The 17,827-nt window shown below is 72.1% G+C and carries 12 protein-coding genes and 2 pseudogenes; 7 read left to right on the top strand and 7 right to left on the bottom strand.

All coding sequences use genetic code 11. The features are described from left to right. Positions 1–416: 416 nt before the first annotated feature. The 3 genes from ACFW6P_RS20925 to dnaK all read left to right on the top strand — a co-directional run bounded on the left by ACFW6P_RS20925 (position 417) and on the right by dnaK (position 4,493). Positions 417–1,817, top strand: coding sequence for a hypothetical protein (locus ACFW6P_RS20925; protein ID WP_386424343.1), 1,401 nt, complete (start codon positions 417–419; stop codon positions 1,815–1,817). After that, positions 1,814–2,554 (top strand): glycerophosphodiester phosphodiesterase family protein, encoded by a 741-nt coding sequence (locus tag ACFW6P_RS20930; RefSeq protein ID WP_386424345.1) that lies wholly within the window; start codon positions 1,814–1,816, stop codon positions 2,552–2,554. The genes ACFW6P_RS20925 and ACFW6P_RS20930 overlap by 4 nt, the downstream gene beginning before the upstream one ends. Before the next feature lie 67 nt (positions 2,555–2,621). Then, the gene (gene dnaK / locus ACFW6P_RS20935; RefSeq protein ID WP_386359945.1) at positions 2,622–4,493 is read left to right on the top strand and encodes a molecular chaperone DnaK; all 1,872 of its coding nucleotides are present in this window, start codon (positions 2,622–2,624) and stop codon (positions 4,491–4,493) included. A 34-nt stretch (positions 4,494–4,527) separates the two neighbouring features. On the opposite strand, the gene ACFW6P_RS20940 is transcribed toward dnaK, so the two are convergent. The 3 genes and pseudogenes from ACFW6P_RS20940 to ACFW6P_RS20950 all read right to left on the bottom strand — a co-directional run. Then, a complete protein-coding gene (locus tag ACFW6P_RS20940; RefSeq protein WP_386424347.1) occupies positions 4,528–5,010 on the bottom strand; it encodes a nitrate reductase molybdenum cofactor assembly chaperone in 483 nt (160 codons plus the stop codon). 343 nt (positions 5,011–5,353) lie between these two features. Next, positions 5,354–6,217, bottom strand: a complete 864-nt coding sequence (locus ACFW6P_RS20945) for a helix-turn-helix domain-containing protein (RefSeq protein WP_386359951.1) — start codon at positions 6,215–6,217, stop codon at positions 5,354–5,356. 51 nt (positions 6,218–6,268) lie between these two features. Next, a pseudogene (locus ACFW6P_RS20950) lies at positions 6,269–6,704 on the bottom strand (helix-turn-helix domain-containing protein); the annotation flags it as partial. A 130-nt stretch (positions 6,705–6,834) separates the two neighbouring features. On the opposite strand from ACFW6P_RS20950, the gene ACFW6P_RS20955 reads away from it, so the two are divergent. Both ACFW6P_RS20955 and ACFW6P_RS20960 read left to right on the top strand, forming a co-directional pair. Then, a complete protein-coding gene (locus ACFW6P_RS20955) occupies positions 6,835–7,140 on the top strand; it encodes a 4a-hydroxytetrahydrobiopterin dehydratase (RefSeq protein ID WP_386359956.1) in 306 nt (101 codons plus the stop codon). A 4-nt stretch (positions 7,141–7,144) separates the two neighbouring features. Next, positions 7,145–7,888, top strand: a complete 744-nt coding sequence (locus ACFW6P_RS20960) for a class I SAM-dependent methyltransferase (protein ID WP_386359959.1) — start codon at positions 7,145–7,147, stop codon at positions 7,886–7,888. 22 nt (positions 7,889–7,910) lie between these two features. Here ACFW6P_RS20960 and ACFW6P_RS20965 read toward each other — a convergent pair. Beyond that, a pseudogene (locus ACFW6P_RS20965) lies at positions 7,911–8,373 on the bottom strand (hypothetical protein). Positions 8,374–8,755: 382 nt separating this feature from the next. Beyond that, positions 8,756–11,674 (bottom strand): glycoside hydrolase family 48 protein, encoded by a 2,919-nt coding sequence (locus ACFW6P_RS20970; RefSeq protein WP_386424349.1) that lies wholly within the window; start codon positions 11,672–11,674, stop codon positions 8,756–8,758. Positions 11,675–12,071: 397 nt separating this feature from the next. On the opposite strand from ACFW6P_RS20970, the gene ACFW6P_RS20975 reads away from it, so the two are divergent. Both ACFW6P_RS20975 and ACFW6P_RS20980 read left to right on the top strand, forming a co-directional pair. Continuing rightward, positions 12,072–13,796, top strand: coding sequence for a glycoside hydrolase family 6 protein (locus ACFW6P_RS20975; protein WP_386424351.1), 1,725 nt, complete (start codon positions 12,072–12,074; stop codon positions 13,794–13,796). A 149-nt stretch (positions 13,797–13,945) separates the two neighbouring features. Beyond that, positions 13,946–14,851 carry a class I SAM-dependent methyltransferase gene (locus tag ACFW6P_RS20980; protein ID WP_386356670.1) on the top strand — a complete coding sequence of 302 codons (906 nt, stop codon included), beginning with the start codon at positions 13,946–13,948 and terminating at the stop codon, positions 14,849–14,851. Positions 14,852–14,963: 112 nt separating this feature from the next. Here the strand turns inward: ACFW6P_RS20980 and ACFW6P_RS20985 are convergent, their stop codons facing one another. Beyond that, entirely contained in the window at positions 14,964–15,755 is a 792-nt protein-coding gene (locus tag ACFW6P_RS20985) for an aldo/keto reductase (RefSeq protein WP_386356681.1), read from the bottom strand. Between the two features lie 158 nt (positions 15,756–15,913). Continuing rightward, a complete protein-coding gene (locus tag ACFW6P_RS20990) occupies positions 15,914–17,740 on the bottom strand; it encodes an AMP-dependent synthetase/ligase (protein ID WP_386356667.1) in 1,827 nt (608 codons plus the stop codon). Between the last annotated feature and the right edge of the window lie 87 nt (positions 17,741–17,827).

A 17,827-nucleotide genomic window follows, 5' to 3' on the forward strand; every position in this document is an offset into this window, starting at 1 on the left:
CTCGGGGGTGGGCACGGAGGCGGGACCGGTCGGCCGCGGGCCCGGGCGGGCCCGCCCGGCCCGTGCCCGAGACGGCCCAGCCCACCCGCCCCCCCGGGGCCCCCCCGCCCCCCCGCGCGTCGGCCGGCGGGACGGCCCGCCCGCCACGGCGGCGGCCCCGCCGGGACCGCGTGCCCGGTGGCTCGCCCGCCCGCCCGTCTCCGCGGCGGCCGGCGCGGTGTCTTCGGCTTGTCGCCGACGTGCGCGCGGGCGGCGTCGACCGGTCGCGGGGCCTGTGTGGGGCCTCGGCCCGCACAGGCCAGGCCCCCGCGGCACACGAGTCCTGGCCCGCCCCCGCGCACCCCGTCGGTTCGCCACCCCCCTCCGGGGTATCAACCAGACGCTCTCCCACCAGTGACCGGCCGGAAAGGAACGCGATGCAGCCCGGAACGTCCGCGAACGCGACCGTGCTCGACTCCGGCGGGCGGGACCGGACACGGGTGCTGCTGTTGTTCGGTCTCTCCGGACGGCTGCGCCACCGGCACACCCACCTCGGCGCCCTCGTCGACCGCTACGACTACGGCCGGTTCGCCTCCCACCTCGTCACCAGCCGGGACATGCTCCCCGTGCCGGTGCTCGACGAGCGGGTGGCGCCCCGGCGGCTGCGGCTGCCGCACGGCGACCACGGCCCGGCCCTCGCCTCGGTGCGGATCCTCGTCGTCACCACCCCGCGCGGCGACGCCACCCTGGTCGTGGACTGCGCCTTCGCCGGCGAGACCACGGCCGGCGACCTCGCCGCCTGGCTGGCCGGCACCTGCTTCGACCGCGACGGCATCGAACTCGACGACCGCCCGCTCCCGCAGGCCCTGGCAGCGCGGCTCGGCGGCGGCCCGCTCGCCCTCGGCCAGAACGTGCACCAGCTCGTCTTCCCCGGAGGCCGGTTGCAGCACGAGCTGCTCGGGGCCGACGAGGCCCGCAGGTCCGTCCTGCTCAACGAGATCGTCTACCGCGGCCGGATGCCCGGGAACCCCGCCACGTCCCATGACGCCGGCCTCGCACCGCACTTCAGGAACCACGGCCTCACCCTGTCCGCCCTCGGCCGCGGCGTCTCCGTCCAGGCAGGCTGGGCCCCGCACGTCGAGAACGGCCTCGCACTCGTCGCCGTCGGCATGATCTCCGCGCTGTCGGTGCTGCAGCGCACCCGTCTCGCGGCCTTCGCCATGATGAAGGCCAACGAACAGGCCCTCACCGACTCGCCCACCGAGATCCGCACCCTGATCTCGCGCCTGTCCGCGGGCGTCAACGAACTCCAGCTCGACCTCGCCTTCGGCGTCGAGGCCTACGTCGACAGCCTGCTGATCCCCGAGATGGTCACGGAGGCGTTCCAGTCCTCGCTGCGCGACGCGCTCGGCATCCGCGACAGCCTGGAGAACTCGGCCCGCATGGTCGAGCGCCTGACCTCGGTGATCAGCGCCCGTTCCGCCGCGCTCGACGCCGAACTCGCCGAGCGCGACGAGCGCCGCGACCGCACCGTCTCCGGCCTCGTCGCCGCCGCCACCCTGATCGCGCTGCCGCCGACCCTGCTGCTGGCCTTCTTCGGCGTCAACGGCACCGACGTCGACGAGCACCGCTCCATCCTCGACCTGCGCGCCTACGGAGCGGCGTACGCGCTCGCGTGGCTGCCCTTCGTCGTCCTCGTCCTGATCGGCCGGCTCCTGCTCCGGCGGATCCGCACCCGCTCCGGCTCGCTGCTGCCCGCGCCCGACGACGGCTTCGCCGACGACGGCTTCACCCCCGTACCGCCCCCGCGCGCGCCCTCCGGAAGTCCGCGCTCATGACGCCGCGCCCCGCCGTCTCCGCCCACCGCGGCGGCTCCGAGCGCGCCGGGGCCGCCACCTGGGAGGCGTACGAGGACGCGCTCGCCTCCGGCGCCGAGTACGTCGAGTTCGACATCCGCCGCACGGCGGACGGAGTCCTCGTCGTCTACCACGACGCCCGGGTCGGCCCCGCCGGCCCGCCGCTGTCCGCACTCACCCACGCGGAGCTGAGCGGACGGGCCGGTTACGCCGTGCCCGTGGTGGACGACGTCATGGAGCTGATCGCCGGGCGGCTCGTGGCCCACCTGGACCTGAAGGAGGCCGGCTACGAGCGGCAGGTGATCGACCGCGCGGTCGCCCTGCTCGGCACGGACGGCCTGATCGTGACGACCCTGGAGGACCGCTCCGTCGCCGCCGTCACCCAGAGGTACCCGGGGGTGCGCACCGCGCTGTCCCTGGGCCGGGCCCGCAGCGAGGTGGCCCTTAACACGCTGCCGGGGACCCGGCTGAGGGAGCTGTTCCCGCTCCGCCGCATCCGGGCGTGCGGAGCCCACGGCGTGGCCGTGCACCAGCGGCTGGCCAGGACGAGCGTGCTGCGCGCGGCGAGCCGGCACGGGCTGTTCACCATGGTCTGGACGGTCAACGAGGACACCCTCATGCGGGCCTTCCTCGCCCACCCGCGGGTGGACGTGCTCGTCACCGACCGGCCCCGGCGCGCCGTGGCGCTGCGCGGCCCCTTCACCCCGACGCGGCATTGACAAGAGCGCACTCAAGTTTTGTGCTGGAGTGTGTGGAGAGTCGTCGCCCTGGCGGAAGGGGACAGCGATGGGACGAGCGGTAGGGATCGACCTCGGAACCACGAACTCGGTGGTCGCGGTGCTGGAGGGCGGCGAGCCCACCGTCATCGCCAACGCGGAGGGGGCCAGGACCACACCCTCGGTCGTGGCGTTCGCCAAGAACGGCGAGGTGCTGGTCGGCGAGGTCGCCAAGCGGCAGGCCGTGACGAACGTGGAGCGCACCGCCCGCTCGGTCAAGCGGTACATGGGCGACGCGGGCTGGCGCTTCCCCGAGCACGGCGACATCGACGGCACCCGCTACCGCGCGCAGGAACTGTCCGCGCGGGTGCTGCAGAAGCTCAAGCGGGACGCGGAGTCCTACCTCGGCGAGGACGTCACCGACGCGGTGGTCACCGTCCCGGCGTACTTCGACGACAGCCAGCGGCAGGCGACGAAGGAGGCGGGGGAGATCGCGGGCCTGAAGGTCCTGCGGATCATCAACGAGCCGACCGCCGCCGCGCTCGCCTACGGCCTGGACAAGGAGAACGACCAGACGGTCCTCGTCTTCGACCTGGGCGGCGGCACCTTCGACGTGTCGCTGCTGGAGATGGGCGAGGGCGTCATCGAGGTGAAGGCCACCAACGGCGACACCCACCTCGGCGGGGACGACTGGGACCAGCGGATCGTCGAGCACCTGGTCAAGCGTTTCAAGGGGCAGTACGGCGTCGACCTCGGCAAGGACAAGATGGCCCTGCAACGGCTGCGGGAGGGCGCCGAGAAGGCCAAGATCGAGCTGTCCAGCTCCACCGAGACGACGATCAACCTGCCCTACATCACCGCCTCCGCCGAAGGGCCGCTGCACCTCGACGAGAAGCTGACCCGGGCCCAGTTCCAGGACCTGACCCGGGACCTGCTGGACCGCTGCAGGAAGCCCTTCCACCAGGCCGTCGAGGACGCGGGCGTGAAGCTGTCGGCGATCGACCACGTGATCCTGGTCGGCGGCTCCACGCGGATGCCCGCGGTGACCGACCTGGTCAAGGAGCTGACCGGCAAGGAACCCCACAAGGGCGTCAACCCCGACGAGGTCGTGGCGGTCGGCGCCGCGCTCCAGGCGGGCGTCATCCGCGGCGACGTCAAGGACGTGCTGCTGCTCGACGTCACCCCGCTGTCCCTGGGCATCGAGACCAAGGGCGGCATCATGACCAAGCTCATCGAGCGCAACACCACGATCCCGACCCGGCGTTCGGAGATCTTCACCACCGCCGCCGACAACCAGCCCTCGGTCGGCATCCAGGTCTACCAGGGCGAGCGGGAGATCGCCGCCTACAACAAGAAGCTCGGCGTCTTCGACCTGACGGGCCTGCCGCCGGCGCCGCGCGGAGTGCCGCAGATCGAGGTGGCGTTCGACATCGACGCCAACGGCATCATGCACGTCTCCGCGAAGGACATGGCGACCGGCCGCGAGCAGAAGATGACCGTCACCGGCGGCTCGGCGCTGCCCAAGGGCGACATCGACCGCATGATGCGCGAGGCCGAGCAGTACGCGGAGGAGGACCGCAAGCGCCGCGAGGCCGCGGAGACCCGCAACCAGGCCGAGCAACTCGTCTACCAGACCGAGAAGTTCCTGCGCGACAACCCCGACAGGATCCCGGCCGACACGACGTCCGAGGTGGAGGCGGCCCTCGCCGAGGTGAAGACGCAGCTGGAGCAGCAGGCGGACACCGCCGCCCTCCGTGCCGGCGTCGAGAAACTCGCCTCGGTCAGCCAGAAGATGGGCCAGGCGATGTACGCCCAGGCCCAGCAGACGGCTCCCGGCGAGGAGGAGCGGCACCACGCCCCGCGCGACGAGGACGGCGTGGTGGACGCGGAGATCGTCGACGAGGAGAAGGACCGCCGGGACGACAAGGGCGGCGCCGCCTGAGGGGACCGAGCGCCGCCGCACGGACCGCGAGGGCCTACGACGGCCGGGCCCGGCGCCCCGGCGCCGCGGGCGGCAGGGTCACGCACACCGCCTCCAGGACGGTCGCGTACGGCGTGCCGAAGGCGGTGAGCCGGGAGCGGAGCCGGTCCAGGCCGTCGCGGTGCTCCGCCAGCAGTTCCGTGTCGCCGGTGCGGGCCGCGCACTCGAGGACGGCGGGGAGGAAGTCCGGCGGTTCCTCGCCGGTCGTCTCCAGGCCGTGGGAGCGGTAGAGCTCCTCGGAGGGCGCCGGTGCCGCCCCGCGCCAGGCGCTGAGGTACAGGCTGTGGTCCGGCTCCGCCTCGAAGACCTCGACGTAGTGCGCCGCGAGCTCGGCCAGCGGGGTGAGCGCCGCGTGGTCGGCGAACTCCCGTAGCGGCGGGGCGGCTTCGCGCAGCAACGGCAGCCTGGCGCGGAAGTCGTCGTCGGGGAACATCAGGCACAGTGCGGCGGCCTGGTACAGCACCTCGAATCCGGGCATCGGACCTCCTTCGTGAGCCCCGTGGAGCCGACGCTAGGGGCGGGCAGGAGGGCACACCCCTCGACGGGGGCCGTACGGGTCAGGGCGGCTGAGAACCGCCGAAGGAGTGAGTCGCGGCGACCGCGGGAACCGCTCCGGCGGGGGCGCAGGTGAGCACACACGCAACCGGGGAGGGGGAGGTAGCAGCGGCACGGACCTGATCCCCGCAGTCGGTAGGGCGTCCCAGCATCCGCTCCGAGGCGGTCGTCCTCGCCACGCTGGCCGCTCGGCTCGACGGCCTGGGCGCCGGTGGCTCGAGGCGGTCGCCCAGTGGCCGGCGCGGCCGGTCCGCCCCCGGGACGGCTCAGAACCGGTCGCGGTACTCCCGAAGGAGCTCCTGCGTGCGCCGCGCGGAGGCGGACCGGGCCGTCATGTGGTCCAGGACCTCCAGATGCGCGGAGACCTCCTTGCGCGAGTCGAGGTACAGGGCGCCGGTCAGATACTCGGTGAAGACCATGTCGGGCAGCTCCGGCTCGGCGAAGCGGAACAGTGAGAACGGCGCGTACGTCCCCGGGTGCGGTCCGTCCCGGAACTCGGCCACCTGGAGCGTCACGCGGTCGCGCGCGGAGAACCGCAGCAGCTTGTCCAGCTGCTCGCGCATCACCCCGCCGTCGTCGCTCACCGGCCGGGCCAGCACCGTCTCGTCCATGATCACCCACAGGTGCGGCGGGTTCGCGCGCTCCGGCAGGCGCTGCCGCTCCATGCGCAGCGACACGTGCCGCTGCACCGCCTCCGGGCCGGCGTTCGCGATGGTCCCGGCCTCCAGCACGGCCCGCGCGTACCCCTCGGTCTGCAGCAGCCCGGGCACGAAGTGCGGCTCGTAGGACCGGATGATCCGGGCGGCGCCCTCCAGGCTCACGTACAGGCTGAACCACTCCGGCAGCGCGTCGTGGAACCGCTGCCACCACCCCGGCCGGTTCGCCTCCTCCGCGAGCTCGACGAACGCGCCGGCCTCCTCCTCTGCGACCCCGTACGCGGTCAGCAGGATCTGCACGTAGGGGATCTTCAGGGCGACGTCCGCGGTCTCCATCCGCCGTACGGTCGCCGGGGCCACGCGCAGCACCCGGGCGGCCTCGTCACGGCTGAGGCCCGCCGCCTCGCGCAGTTCCTGCAGCCGCTTGCCGAGCACCACCTGGCCCACGGTGGGCGCGGCCCGCCGTTCACTCACGCCCGCCTCCCCACGCTCCCGGCCCGGCGATCAGTCTGACACGCCGGCCACGTTCGGCGGCGGCTCCAGCAGCGCCTCGGACACGCCGTCGACCAGCGCCATGACCCCGCGGTTGGCCGCGACCACGTCGTACAGCGCGTCCACCACCAGCGCCGGATACGGCTCGTAGCCGCCGATCAGCCGCTCGACGCCCTCGCGCAGGGCGCCCAGCGCCGGGTCGTCCAGCGGCGTCTCCGGGTAGCGCGGGGCGTAACCGGCCGCCAGCAGCAGCGCGTTGCGCTCCCGCACGGGCACGTCCAGGTGCTCGGCCAGCCGCAGCACCATCTCCTCGCTGGGCCGGGACCGGACCGTCTCGACGAAGCTGATGTGGCGGGCCGAGGAGTCCGCGCGCAGGGCCAGCTCCAGCTTGGCTGACCCGCCGCTGCTCCCGCCAGGCCCGCAGCAGCGGGCCCACGCCCTGACCGGCGGTGGACGGGTGAGAGGTCATGCCAGGACCGTAGTCGAGAACCGGCCGGACCGGACAGGCGCAAGGCTCCCGCCGGGGCCCGCGGCGTTCACCTGTGACAGGCTGGGAGGACATGCGGGAACGTACCGGCGCAAGGGAAGGAGCGCAGCTCATGCCCGTCGCACCGCTGTCGCAGAAGGAGATCGGGGACCGGCTGGCCGAGCTGCCCGGCTGGGCGCTCGACGGGGACCGCCTCACCCGCACCTACCGGCTCGGCTCGCACATCGCCGCGGCGGTGATGGTCGTCCACATCGCCCAGGTGCAGGACGAACTGGACCACCACTCCGACCTCACCCTCGGCTACCACACGGTCGCCCTGTCCGTGCACACCCACAGCGCGGGCGGCGCCGTCACCGGGAAGGACTTCGAGCTCGCCCGCAGGGTGGAGGACCTGGCACCCGGCCACGGTGCAGACTGACCGGGTGCTCGACTACGACAAGGAAGCGGAGCGCTACGACGCCTCGCGCGGCGGCGAGCCCAGGGCGACGGCCGCCGCGGAGGCGGTGCTGAGCCTCGTACCGGACACCGCCCGCAGTCTGCTCGACGTCGCCTGCGGCACCGGCATCGTGACCCGGCGGCTCGCGGCCGCCCGCGGGGGCATGCGGGTGACCGGGGCCGACCTCGCGCCCGCCATGGCCCGGCAGGCCGCCGCCCGGCTGCCCGGTGCCGTGGTGCTCGCCGACAGCCGCAGGCTGCCCTTCCGGGACGGCGAGTTCGACGCCGTCACCAGCGTCTGGCTGCTGCACCTGGCCGCCGGGCCCGCCGAGGTGCGGGCCGTCGTCGGCGAGTGCGCCCGGGTGCTGCGGCCCGGCGGGGTGTACGTCACGACGGTCGACAAGGCCGCCTCCCACAACGTGGGCAGCGACATCGATGTCGTGCTGTCGTCACGCCCGCCCAGCCCGGTCCGGGACGCGGCGGCGGACGTCGAGGCCCATGCCGCCGCCCACGGACTGGCCCCGGCCGGGCGGGCCCGCTTCCGGGGGCACGGACAGGGCCGCAGTCCCCGCCGCACGATCGCCGACCTGCGCCGGGGCTGGTTCGTCACCCTGCCCCCCGGCGATCCGCTGGCCGACGACTTCGCCACCCGCCTGACCCGGCTCCCGGACCAGGACCGCCCCCGTCCCGACCCGGAGTTCACCCTGCGGGCGTTCCGGAAGCCTGGGTGACCTCCCGCGCGCGTCCGGCCGCTCAGGCGCGGTCCCCGGTGCTCCCCTCGGGCAGGGAGTCCGCCAAGCAGCCGTCCGGATCCGGCACTTCGGGCCTGAGCAGGTGCCGCACCCAGGCGTCCCCGTCGTGCAGGATCGGCGGCAGCTCCCAGACAGAGCCGATCCACGGCAGATCGGGAACGATGAAGTGGGCCGGGTCGCGGTCCGGGCAGCCCAGCACGGGCTGGCCGGCCGAGACGCCCCGGAAGTGCAGGACGGTGTCCCACACCCAGCTGCAGGCGTTCAGGTAGGCGCCGTCGTCGCCGCCGCGGTGCAGGACGACGAAGGCCGCCGGGGGGAGTGCCGTCCGCCTCCGTCAGCAGCTCCGGCAGGATCGCGTGGGCCGCCTTCTCCACCTCGGGCTCGATGCCCGCCGGGTCGGCGGTGACGTGGTAGCGCTGGACGTGCCGCCCGGCGTTCTCGACGGACGGCGGTACGGTGAGCAGATTCTCGCTGAAGGACGTCGATCACGCCCACGGCGGGTTCCTGCGCCTCGGCACCGGCGTCCAGGTGCTCGAACCACCCGAACTGCGCGAGAGGATCGCCCTCACCGCGGCCGAACCGGCGGAGCGCTACGGGACCGTCCGCACCCGGGCGTGGGGTGCGGGCCCGGCCCGCACCCCACGCCCGCCGCACACCCCGCGGTGCGGGTCCGGCCGGCCAGGGTGGACGCGGCCGGTTGCGTGTTCGTTCCCTACCAGGGCGAACGTGCGAGGGCCGGGCGGCTCCCGTGCGGGTGGAACCGCCCGGCCGGGGTGGCCCCGCGTCAGGTGCGGGGCCGCGTACGCGGGGCTTCGGACGCGCCTGTCGCGGAGCGCCCGGCGGGGGCTATTCGAGAAGCTCCGCGTACGAGCCCATGGCCAGGGCGATGTCCGCCTGGGCCCAGAACCGGTGGTACGTGAAGGACGGCACCGCGCCGCCCGCGAGATAGCTCTCGATCTTCGACCAGGCGGGGTCGTCCTCGTAGAAGGAGCGGATCGAGTCGAACGTCGACGACGAGTTGATCGCGTCGCCGTTCGGCATCGTGCCCGTCCAGCCGCCGGGGAGGGTCACCGGGTCGTCGAACCGGTTGTAGTCGGCCCGGTTCTCCGGGACCGCGATCCCGAGAGCGTCCTGGTGGTTGTCCCACATGCCGTCCAGCAGCTTCTTCGCGGCCGCCGCGGCCTCGGTGTCACCCGAGCGGTCGGCGTAGTACGTCAGTGTCTTGGCGTACGCGGCCGCCACCCCCACGTCGTTGGTGTAGTCGGCGACGGTGACGTGCAGGGAGCCGTTGGAGCCGGGACCGGCGCCGTTCCAGGTGTCGGGCTGGCCCGACCACTGCAGCGTCGACGGAATCCGGAAGGTGCCGTCCGGGTTGAACGTGGTCTCGGACAGCGCCCAGTCGACCCACTTGTCGAGGACCGTCCTGGCCTTGGCGTTCCCCGTCTGCTGGTACAGCTCGGCGACCCGCTCCATGGACCACGCCTGGAAGCCGAACCACTGGTTGGACGGCGGGTCGTGGTACACGGGCTTCTCGTCGTAGTACATGCCGTAGAACGTCGACTTCCCGGCCGGCGGCGTCGCGTAGCGGCCCGCCCAGCTGTTGGTCGCGCCGCCCGCGATCGCGCCCTCGTCGGACTGCAGCCAGCGGTAGAACTCCAGCTGCCGCTCGAGGGACTTGGCCCAGTCGGCCGCGCCCGTCGCCGACTTCGGCTTCAGCGGGGCGTAGTTGGCGAGCGCGTGGGCGGCCAGCGGGTTCTGGTAGCCGCCGTGGGCGTGGCTGGAGCCGATGCGCCAGGCCCAGCCCGCGCTGGTGTCCGTGGCGCCGCCCCAGGCGTAATACCAGGACATCAGGTAGTGCGAGGCGTCCTTGCCGGTGCCCGCCGGGCAGGTGGTGGGACCGACGCAGTTGCCGACCTTCTTGAAGTACTTGTCGAACATGGAGTAGCGCAGGTAGTCGCCCATCCTGGCCGCCTTGGCGACCGTCGCGGAGACGTCCGGGCCCTTGCCCTGCTCCTTGGCCCACAGGTCCGCCCAGTAGGCGGCCTGCACGGCACGGGCGTCGGCGTCCGGCGCGTTGGTGAACTTCCACTGCCTGGCGTAGGAGGCGTCACCGGTGAACAGGTCCAGGTAGCCGTTCTTTCCGCCGTACTTGAAGGCGTCGCAGGTCGGCTGCGGCACGGTCTCCCACACCGACTCCTGCGCACCGCGCTGGAAGGTGTTGATGTACGACGGGCCGGTGTCCGAGGGCCCCGCCTCGCACGTGCCGGGCGCGTCGCCGAACCCGTAGACGTTGTCGACGTCCTGCAGCCAGTGCATGCCGTAGACGTCGTCCGTGCCGTAGGCGCTCTTCAGCTCGGCCGCGATCGGGTCCGGGCCGGCCGGGACCCCGGTGTCGAGCCTGGCCGGGTACTCGCCGGGCGTGTCCAGCTCGGGCGCGTAGGTCGCCGGCTTGGAGGCGTTGTAGAAGGAGTTGGTCGGCTGGTCGGCGTGCGTGGGGATCATGTACTTCTCCATGAGGTCCCACGCGCCGTTGAACGTGGACCAGTCGCCGGTCACCTTGCCGTACATGGCCTGCAGCCACAGCAGGTAGCTGTACGCCTCGGAGGTGGTCTCATGGCCGTGGTCGGGCGCCTCGACGATCAGTGTCTCGACCGAGTGGTAGGGGATGCCCTCGGGGGAGAAGTAGCCGTTGGCCGGGTTGGTGATCTTCCCGTACAGCTCGAGGAAGCGGGCCTCGTAGGCCTTGGCCGCGGCCAGCTGCGTCACCGTCACCGACGCCTTGGCGTGGCCCGCGGCCGTCGACTCGAACACGGCCGAGCCGGTGCCGGAGCCGTCCGCCGTCACGGTCACCTTCTGCGCGGCGTTCCAGTTCCGCGGGGTGAAGGTGAGCGAGGCCCCGCCCGTGACCGACAGGCCGGTGTCGCCGCTCGCGCGGGCCGAGGTGACCGTCACGTTGGCCGAGGGCTGCTTGGACAGCTTCACCTCGTACGTGCCGGACTTGCCCGACTGCACGCCCAGTTGCAGCGGTGCGGCGACGACGGTCGGACCGGCGGTGACGGTGATGCCGACCGGCGTGGAGTCGGCGGAGGCGCCCAGGCTGTCGTAGGCCTTGGCCACCAGCGAGTGACTGCCCGCGGCCAGGTCGGGGACCGAGAGCGCGTAGGGGGCGCTGGTGTCCGTGCCGAGCAGTTCGGTGTCGTCGTAGAACTCCACCTTGCTGATCGTCGCGTTGTCCGCGGCGGCCGCGGTGGCCGCCAGCGGGACCGCCTGGCCCTGGGTGTAGACGGCGCCGGCGGCCGGGCTGGTCAGCACGGCGATCGGCGGCTGGTGGGCGCCCGTGCAGGGGGTGCCGTTGACGGAGAAGGAGGTCGGCGCGGTGTTGGTGCCGCTGTAGGTGAACTGGGCGCCGGTGGAGGCGGCCGCGTTCGGGGCGACGCGCGCGTTGTGGGCGGCGTTCTTCACGGTGATGTTCCGGCCGGACTGCGACCAGGTGCCGTTCCAGCCGCTCCCCAGCTTCTGGTTGCCGGAGTAGGTGTAGGTCAGCGTCCAGCCGTCGATGGCTTCCGTGCCGCGGTTGGTGAGGGTCAGGTCCACCGTGAAGCCGGAGCCCCAGTCGTTCGTCTTGTAGTCGACGCTGCACTGGAGTGCCGCCGCCCGAGCGGGAGTCGACCCTGAGGAGAGCATCGCCAACGGAAGCGCGAGCGCGGCGAGGGCGGCGGTCCACAGGCGCCGCCCCACCCCGCGTCTCCGGGGTGGGGGATGCATGGTGCTGGTTCCTCCTTGCGGCTCGGAGATGTCAAGGCTTGAACCAGTGGGAGCGCTCCCATCGTGCTGTCGTGTCAGGTCTCGGTCAAGAGGCGCGGAGAGTCGAAAAACTTCGACGCCTCTGTGGAGCGAAAGTCGGCTGCTCCCCTGTTCTTCGCCGGCGCTTGGCGCTACCTTCCTTGACACCAGTGGGAGCGATTCCATCAGTCGACGCCTCCGTCACGACGGACCCGACCTGCAAGGACTCGCTCATGCAACACCTCTCGCGTTCAGTACTTGGAGCCGCCGACGCGGCCGCCCCCGGCTGCGCGAACGCCGGCGGCGGGTTCCCCCGTCCTTGCCGGAGCGTCCCCCAAACGGCTGACACCCCACATCACCGAAAGGGAAACACGCACTCATGAGCCGTACGAGAACAGCGTTACTCGCCGCCATGGCCCTGGTCGCCGGCGGGACCGGCACCGCGTTCGCCGTCGCCCCCGGCGGGGTCGGCACCGCCGCCGTCCCCTGCACCGTGGACTACAAGATCCAGAACCAGTGGGGCACCGGCTTCACCGCCGCCGTGACCCTCACCAACAACAGCGCCGCCAAGTCCTCCTGGTCGCTGAAGTGGTCCTACGCCGGAAACCAGAAGGTCACCAGCGGCTGGAACGCCAAGCTCAGCCAGAGCGGTGCCACCGTCACCGCCGCGAACGAGAGCTACAACGCCCAGCTGGCCACCGGCGGTTCGGTCAGCTTCGGATTCCAGGGCAGCTACAGCGGCAGCAACGCGATCCCCGCCACCTTCACGCTCGACGGCGTGACCTGCAACGTCGACGACGGTGGTTCGGGAGGACCCACGGACCCGCCGCCGGACCCGGGCGGCCCCGGCAACCGGGTGAACAACCCCTACCAGGGCGCCAAGGTGTACGTGAACCCCGAGTGGTCCGCGAACGCCGCCGCCGAGCCGGGCGGCAGCCGGGTCGCCAACCAGCCCACCGGCGTCTGGCTGGACCGGATCGCCGCGATCAACGGCGCCGGCGGCACGATGGGCCTGCGCGACCACCTCGACGAGGCGCTGCGCCAGAAGGGCTCCGGCGAACTCGTCGTCCAGTTCGTCATCTACAACCTGCCCGGCCGCGACTGCGCCGCCCTCGCCTCCAACGGTGAGCTGAAGGACGCCGAGATCGGCCGCTACAAGACCGAGTACATCGACCCCATCAAGGCGATCCTCGCCGACCCGAAGTACGCCTCGCTGCGGATCGTCACCACGGTCGAGATCGACTCGCTGCCCAACCTCGTCACCAACACCGGCAGCCGTCCGACGGCCACCCCGCAGTGCGACGTGATGAAGGCCAACGGCAACTACGTCAAGGGCGTCGGCTACGCGCTGAACAAGCTCGGCGACGTGCCGAACGTCTACAACTACGTCGACGCCGGCCACCACGGCTGGATCGGCTGGGACGACAACTTCGGCCCCTCCGCGACCCTGTTCAAGCAGGCGGCGACCGCCGAGGGCGCGACCGTCAACGACGTCCACGGTTTCATCACCAACACGGCCAACTACAGCGCGCTGAAGGAGGTGAACTTCTCCATCACCGACAACGTCGCCGGCAAGTCCGTCCGCGAGTCCAAGTGGGTGGGCTGGAACCGCTACACCGACGAGCTGTCCTTCGCCCAGGCCTTCCGCAACCAGCTGGTCTCGGTCGGCTTCCCGTCCGGCATCGGCATGCTGATCGACACCTCCCGCAACGGCTGGGGCGGCACCGCCCGGCCCGCCGGTCCCGGTCCGCAGACCTCCGTCGACGCCTATGTCGACGGCGGCCGCCTCGACCGCCGTCTGAACACCGGCAACTGGTGCAACCAGGCCGGAGCCGGCCTCGGGGAACGCCCGCGGGCCAACCCGGCCGCCGGGATCGACGCCTACGTCTGGATGAAGCCGCCGGGTGAGTCCGACGGGTCGAGCAAGGCCATCGACAACGACGAGGGCAAGGGCTTCGACCGCATGTGCGACCCGACCTACACGGGCAACCCGCGCAACAACAACAACAAGTCCGGTGCCCTGCCGGACGCGCCGGTGTCCGGGCACTGGTTCTCGGCCCAGTTCCGGCAGCTGATGCAGAACGCGTACCCGCCGCTGTCGTGACCGGCTGAACGTCCCGCCCCCACGGGTCCGCCGGGGCTTCGCGCCCCGGCGGATCCGTGCGCGGGGCATGTGCGGGAGCGGCAACAGCGGTTGCCCTTTCGCGGTGCGTCGGCGCACGCTGACCGCATCCGAGCGAGAGGCTGACCATCATGGCGCACCAGGAAGAGCACCCGCACACGCACCGGCCGGGGCACGGCCACCACCCCGACCACACGGACCTGGACTGGGCCGAGATGGGACCGCTGCTGGAGTCCCAGGCGGAACTGTTCACGCCGCTGTACGAGCAGCTCCTGGGCTGGCTGGCGAAGGAGGTGACCGAGCCGGGCTTGATCGTCGACGCGGGCAGCGGGCCGGGCGTGGTGTCCGGCCTGTTCGCGGAGACGTTCCCGGGGGCGCGCATCGTGGCCGTGGACGGCTCCGAGCCGCTGCTGGAACGCGCCCGGGCGCGGGCCGAGCGGCAGGGGGTCGCCGACCGCTTCGGCACGCTGGCGGGCGAACTGCCTTCTGTGCTGGAGGAGTTGGACTACCCGGCCGATCTGCTCTGGGCGAGCCGCAGCCTGCACCACCTCGGTGACCAGCGGGCCGCGCTCGCCGCCTTCGCCGCCCGGCTGGCACCCGGCGGCACGCTCGCCCTGATGGAGGGCGGTCTGCCCGCGCGGTTCCTGCCGCGCGACATCGGCATCGGCCGGCCCGGGCTCCAGGCGCGGATCGACGCGGTGCAGGCGGAGTGGTTCACCCGGATGCGCACCGACCTGCCCGGTCACGTCGCCGTGACGGAGGACTGGCCGGCCCTGCTGAGCGCGACGGGCCTGAAGCACACGAGGACGCACAGCTTCCTGCTCGACCTCCCGGCGCCGGCCTCCGACCGGGCACGGGCGTACGTCGTGGCCTCGCTGACCCACATGCGCGACAGGCTCACCGAGGGGCTCGACGCCGAGGACCTCGCGACCGTCGACCGGCTCCTCGACCCCGACGACGAGGCCGGCCTGCACCACCGTCCGGACGTGTTCGTCCTGGAGGCCCACACCGTCCACACGGCGGTCAGGGCCGGGTGAACGACCTCCCGACCGACCGACCGACCGACCGACCGCGCCGGACGCCGGATACGACGGCGCCCGGGTCCCGCCCCCGCGGGGCGTGTCCGGGACCGGGGCGCCGCCGCGGGGGTCAGGCCCCGTTGAACTCCGCCGGGTCGAAGCCCAGGCGGCGGTCCTCGTTCAGGGCGCTGATCGCCGCCAGGTCCTCGGTGTCCAGCTCGAAGTCGAACACCTCGATGTTCTCCTTGATCCGGGAGGGCGTCACGGACTTCGGGATCACCACGTTGCCCAGCTGGACGTGCCAGCGCAGCACGACCTGGGCCGGGCTGCGGTGGTGCTTGCGGGCGATGGCCACGATCGCCGGGACCTCGAGCAGGCCCTTGCCCTGGCCAAGCGGCGACCAGGCCTCCGTCGCGATGCCCCGCTCCGCGTGGTACTCGCGGGAGGCCTGCTGCTGCAGGTGCGGGTGCAGCTCGATCTGGTTGACCGCGGGGACGACCGACGTCTCGGCGATCAGCTTCTCCAGGTGCTCGGGGAGGAAGTTCGACACGCCGATGGCCCGGATCCGGCCGTCGGCGTGCAGCTTCTCGAACGCCTTGTAGGTGTCGACGTACAGACCGCGCTCCGGCGTGGGCCAGTGGATCAGGTACAGGTCGACGTGGTCCAGGCCGAGCTTGCCCAGCGACGTGTCGAAGGCGCGCAGCGTGGAGTCGTAGCCCTGGTCGGAGTTCCAGAGCTTCGTGGTGACGAAGAGCTCCTCACGGGGCAGACCGGACGCGGCGATGGCCTTGCCGGTGCCCTCCTCGTTGCCGTAGATCGCCGCTGTGTCGATGCTGCGGTACCCGGCCTGAAGCGCCGTCGCGACGGCCGTCTCGGCCTCGTCGTCCGGCACCTGCCAGACGCCGAAGCCCAGCTGGGGCATCTCGACGCCGTTGTTCAGCTTGATCGTGGGGACCTTGCTCACGAGCTCTCGATCCTTCGGTAAGTGGTCAGATGTGCTGCCATCGTCAACGATCACGCGGGGTGATGCATTCCTGACGGGAGGACTCGACCCCCCTCACCTGCCCCGACGGGGCGACGTCACGCCCGGTACAGCGCCTCGACCTCGTTCTCGTACGCTCTTTCGATCGCTTTGCGTTTCAGCTTGAGCGACGGCGTCAGCAGCCCGTGCTCCTCGGTGAAGGGCTGGGCGAGGATGCGGAAGGTGCGGATCGACTCGGTCCGCGAGACGAGCGTGTTGGCGGCGACCACCGCGCGCCGCACCTCCGCCTCCAGATCCGCGTCGCGCACCAGCTCCGCGGGGGACATCCGCGGCTTGTTCCGCATCGTCAGCCAGTGCTCCACGGCCTCCTGGTCGAGGGTCACCAGCGCGGCGATGTAGGGGCGGTCGTTGCCGACGACGATGCACTGGTTGACCAGCGGGTGGTCGCGGACGCGTTCCTCCAGCGCACCGGGGGAGACGCTCTTGCCGCCCGAGGTGACCAGGATCTCCTTCTTGCGGCCGGTGATGGTCAGGAAGCCGTCCTCGTCGAGCGAGCCCAGGTCGCCCGTGGCCAGCCAGCCGTCGTGCAGGGTCTCGTCGGTGGCCTTGGGGTTGTTGAGGTAGCCCTGGAAGACGTTCTCGCCGTGCAGCCAGATCTCGCCGTCGTCCGCGATGTGCACGGTCACGCCCGGGATGGGCTGCCCGACCGTGCCGAAGCGGGTGCGGCCGGGCGGGTTGGCGGTGGCGGCGGCCGTGCACTCGGTCAGACCGTAGCCCTCGTAGATGTGCACGCCCGCGCCGGCGAAGAACAGTCCGAGCCGCCGGTCCATCGCCGAGCCGCCGGACATGGCGTGGCGGATCCGGCCGCCCATCGCCGACCTGATCTTGGAGTGGACGAGCTGGTCGAACAGCCGGTGCTGTATGCGCAGACCGGCGCTGGGGCCGGGCCCGATGCCCCATGCCTTCGCCTCCAGCGCGTCCGCGTACTTGATGGCGACGTCCACGGCCTTCTCGAACGGGCCGGAGCGGCCCTCCTTCTCGGCCTCGCGGCGGGCCGCGTTGAACACCTTCTCGAAGACGTACGGCACCGCCACGAAGAAGGTCGGCCTGAACGCGGCCAGGTCCGGCAGCAGGGCCGCCGTGTTCAGCTGCGGCTGGTGCCCGAGCTTCACCTTGCCGCGGATCCCGGCGACCTGGACCATGCGCCCGAAGACATGGGCGAGCGGCAGGAACAGCAGGGTCGCGGCCTCGTCACCGCGCTTGGAGTGGAACACCGGCTCCCAGCGCTCGATGACGGTGTCCGCCTCGTACATGAAGTTGCCGTGCGACAGGACGCAGCCCTTGGGGCGGCCGGTGGTGCCCGAGGTGTAGATGACCGTGGCGATCGAGTCGGGTGTGACGGCCTGCCGGTGGCGGTGCACCACCTCGTCGTCGAGGTGCGCGCCGGCGTCGTAGAGCTCGTGCACGGCGCCGGAGTCCAGCTGCCACAGGCGGCGCAGCTGCGGCAGCCGGTCGATGACGGTGGCGATCGTCATCGCGTGGTCCTCGTGCTCCACGATCGCGGCCGACACCTCGGCGTCGTAGAGCATCCAGAAGCACTGTTCGGCCGAGGAGGTGGGGTAGACCGGCACGACCTGGGCGCCGATCGTCCACAGCGCGTAGTCGAACAGCGTCCACTCGTAGCGGGTCCGCGACATGATCGCGACCCGGTCCCCGAACCGGACACCGCCGGCCAGCAGCCCCTTGGCCAGGGCGAGCACCTCGTCGCGGAACTCGGCGGCCGTGACGTCCCGCCACCGGCCGGAGTCGTCCTTGCGGCCCAGCGCGATACGCAACGGATCTTCCTCGGCATACTGGAAGACCACATCGGCCAGACCGCCCACCGCAGGTGCCGACGCCGACGGAGGGTTGGTGAACTCGCGCAAACCCCGCTCCCCGCTCCTCAGCGCTTCGGTTGAGTGACCTTCCGCACAGCGCCGTGAAAGCTACCCCACCCGGCGGGGGTCCGGGAG

Source organism: Streptomyces sp. NPDC058741 (genome assembly GCF_042746715.1).
Taxonomy (GTDB): Bacteria; Actinomycetota; Actinomycetes; order Streptomycetales; family Streptomycetaceae; genus Streptomyces.

What these genes read in the sequence shown, in the direction of transcription:
- ACFW6P_RS20985 (WP_386356681.1), bottom strand. Translation starts at nt 15,755, where the DNA reads ATGCCCCAGCTGGGCTTCGGCGTCTGGCAGGTGCCGGACGACGAGGCC.
- ACFW6P_RS20970 (WP_386424349.1), bottom strand. Translation starts at nt 11,674, where the DNA reads ATGCATCCCCCACCCCGGAGACGCGGGGTGGGGCGGCGCCTGTGGACC.
- ACFW6P_RS20980 (WP_386356670.1), top strand. Translation starts at nt 13,946, where the DNA reads ATGGCGCACCAGGAAGAGCACCCGCACACGCACCGGCCGGGGCACGGC.
- dnaK (WP_386359945.1), top strand. Translation starts at nt 2,622, where the DNA reads ATGGGACGAGCGGTAGGGATCGACCTCGGAACCACGAACTCGGTGGTC.
- ACFW6P_RS20940 (WP_386424347.1), bottom strand. Translation starts at nt 5,010, where the DNA reads ATGCCCGGATTCGAGGTGCTGTACCAGGCCGCCGCACTGTGCCTGATG.
- ACFW6P_RS20955 (WP_386359956.1), top strand. Translation starts at nt 6,835, where the DNA reads ATGCCCGTCGCACCGCTGTCGCAGAAGGAGATCGGGGACCGGCTGGCC.
- ACFW6P_RS20975 (WP_386424351.1), top strand. Translation starts at nt 12,072, where the DNA reads ATGAGCCGTACGAGAACAGCGTTACTCGCCGCCATGGCCCTGGTCGCC.
- ACFW6P_RS20930 (WP_386424345.1), top strand. Translation starts at nt 1,814, where the DNA reads ATGACGCCGCGCCCCGCCGTCTCCGCCCACCGCGGCGGCTCCGAGCGC.
- ACFW6P_RS20925 (WP_386424343.1), top strand. Translation starts at nt 417, where the DNA reads ATGCAGCCCGGAACGTCCGCGAACGCGACCGTGCTCGACTCCGGCGGG.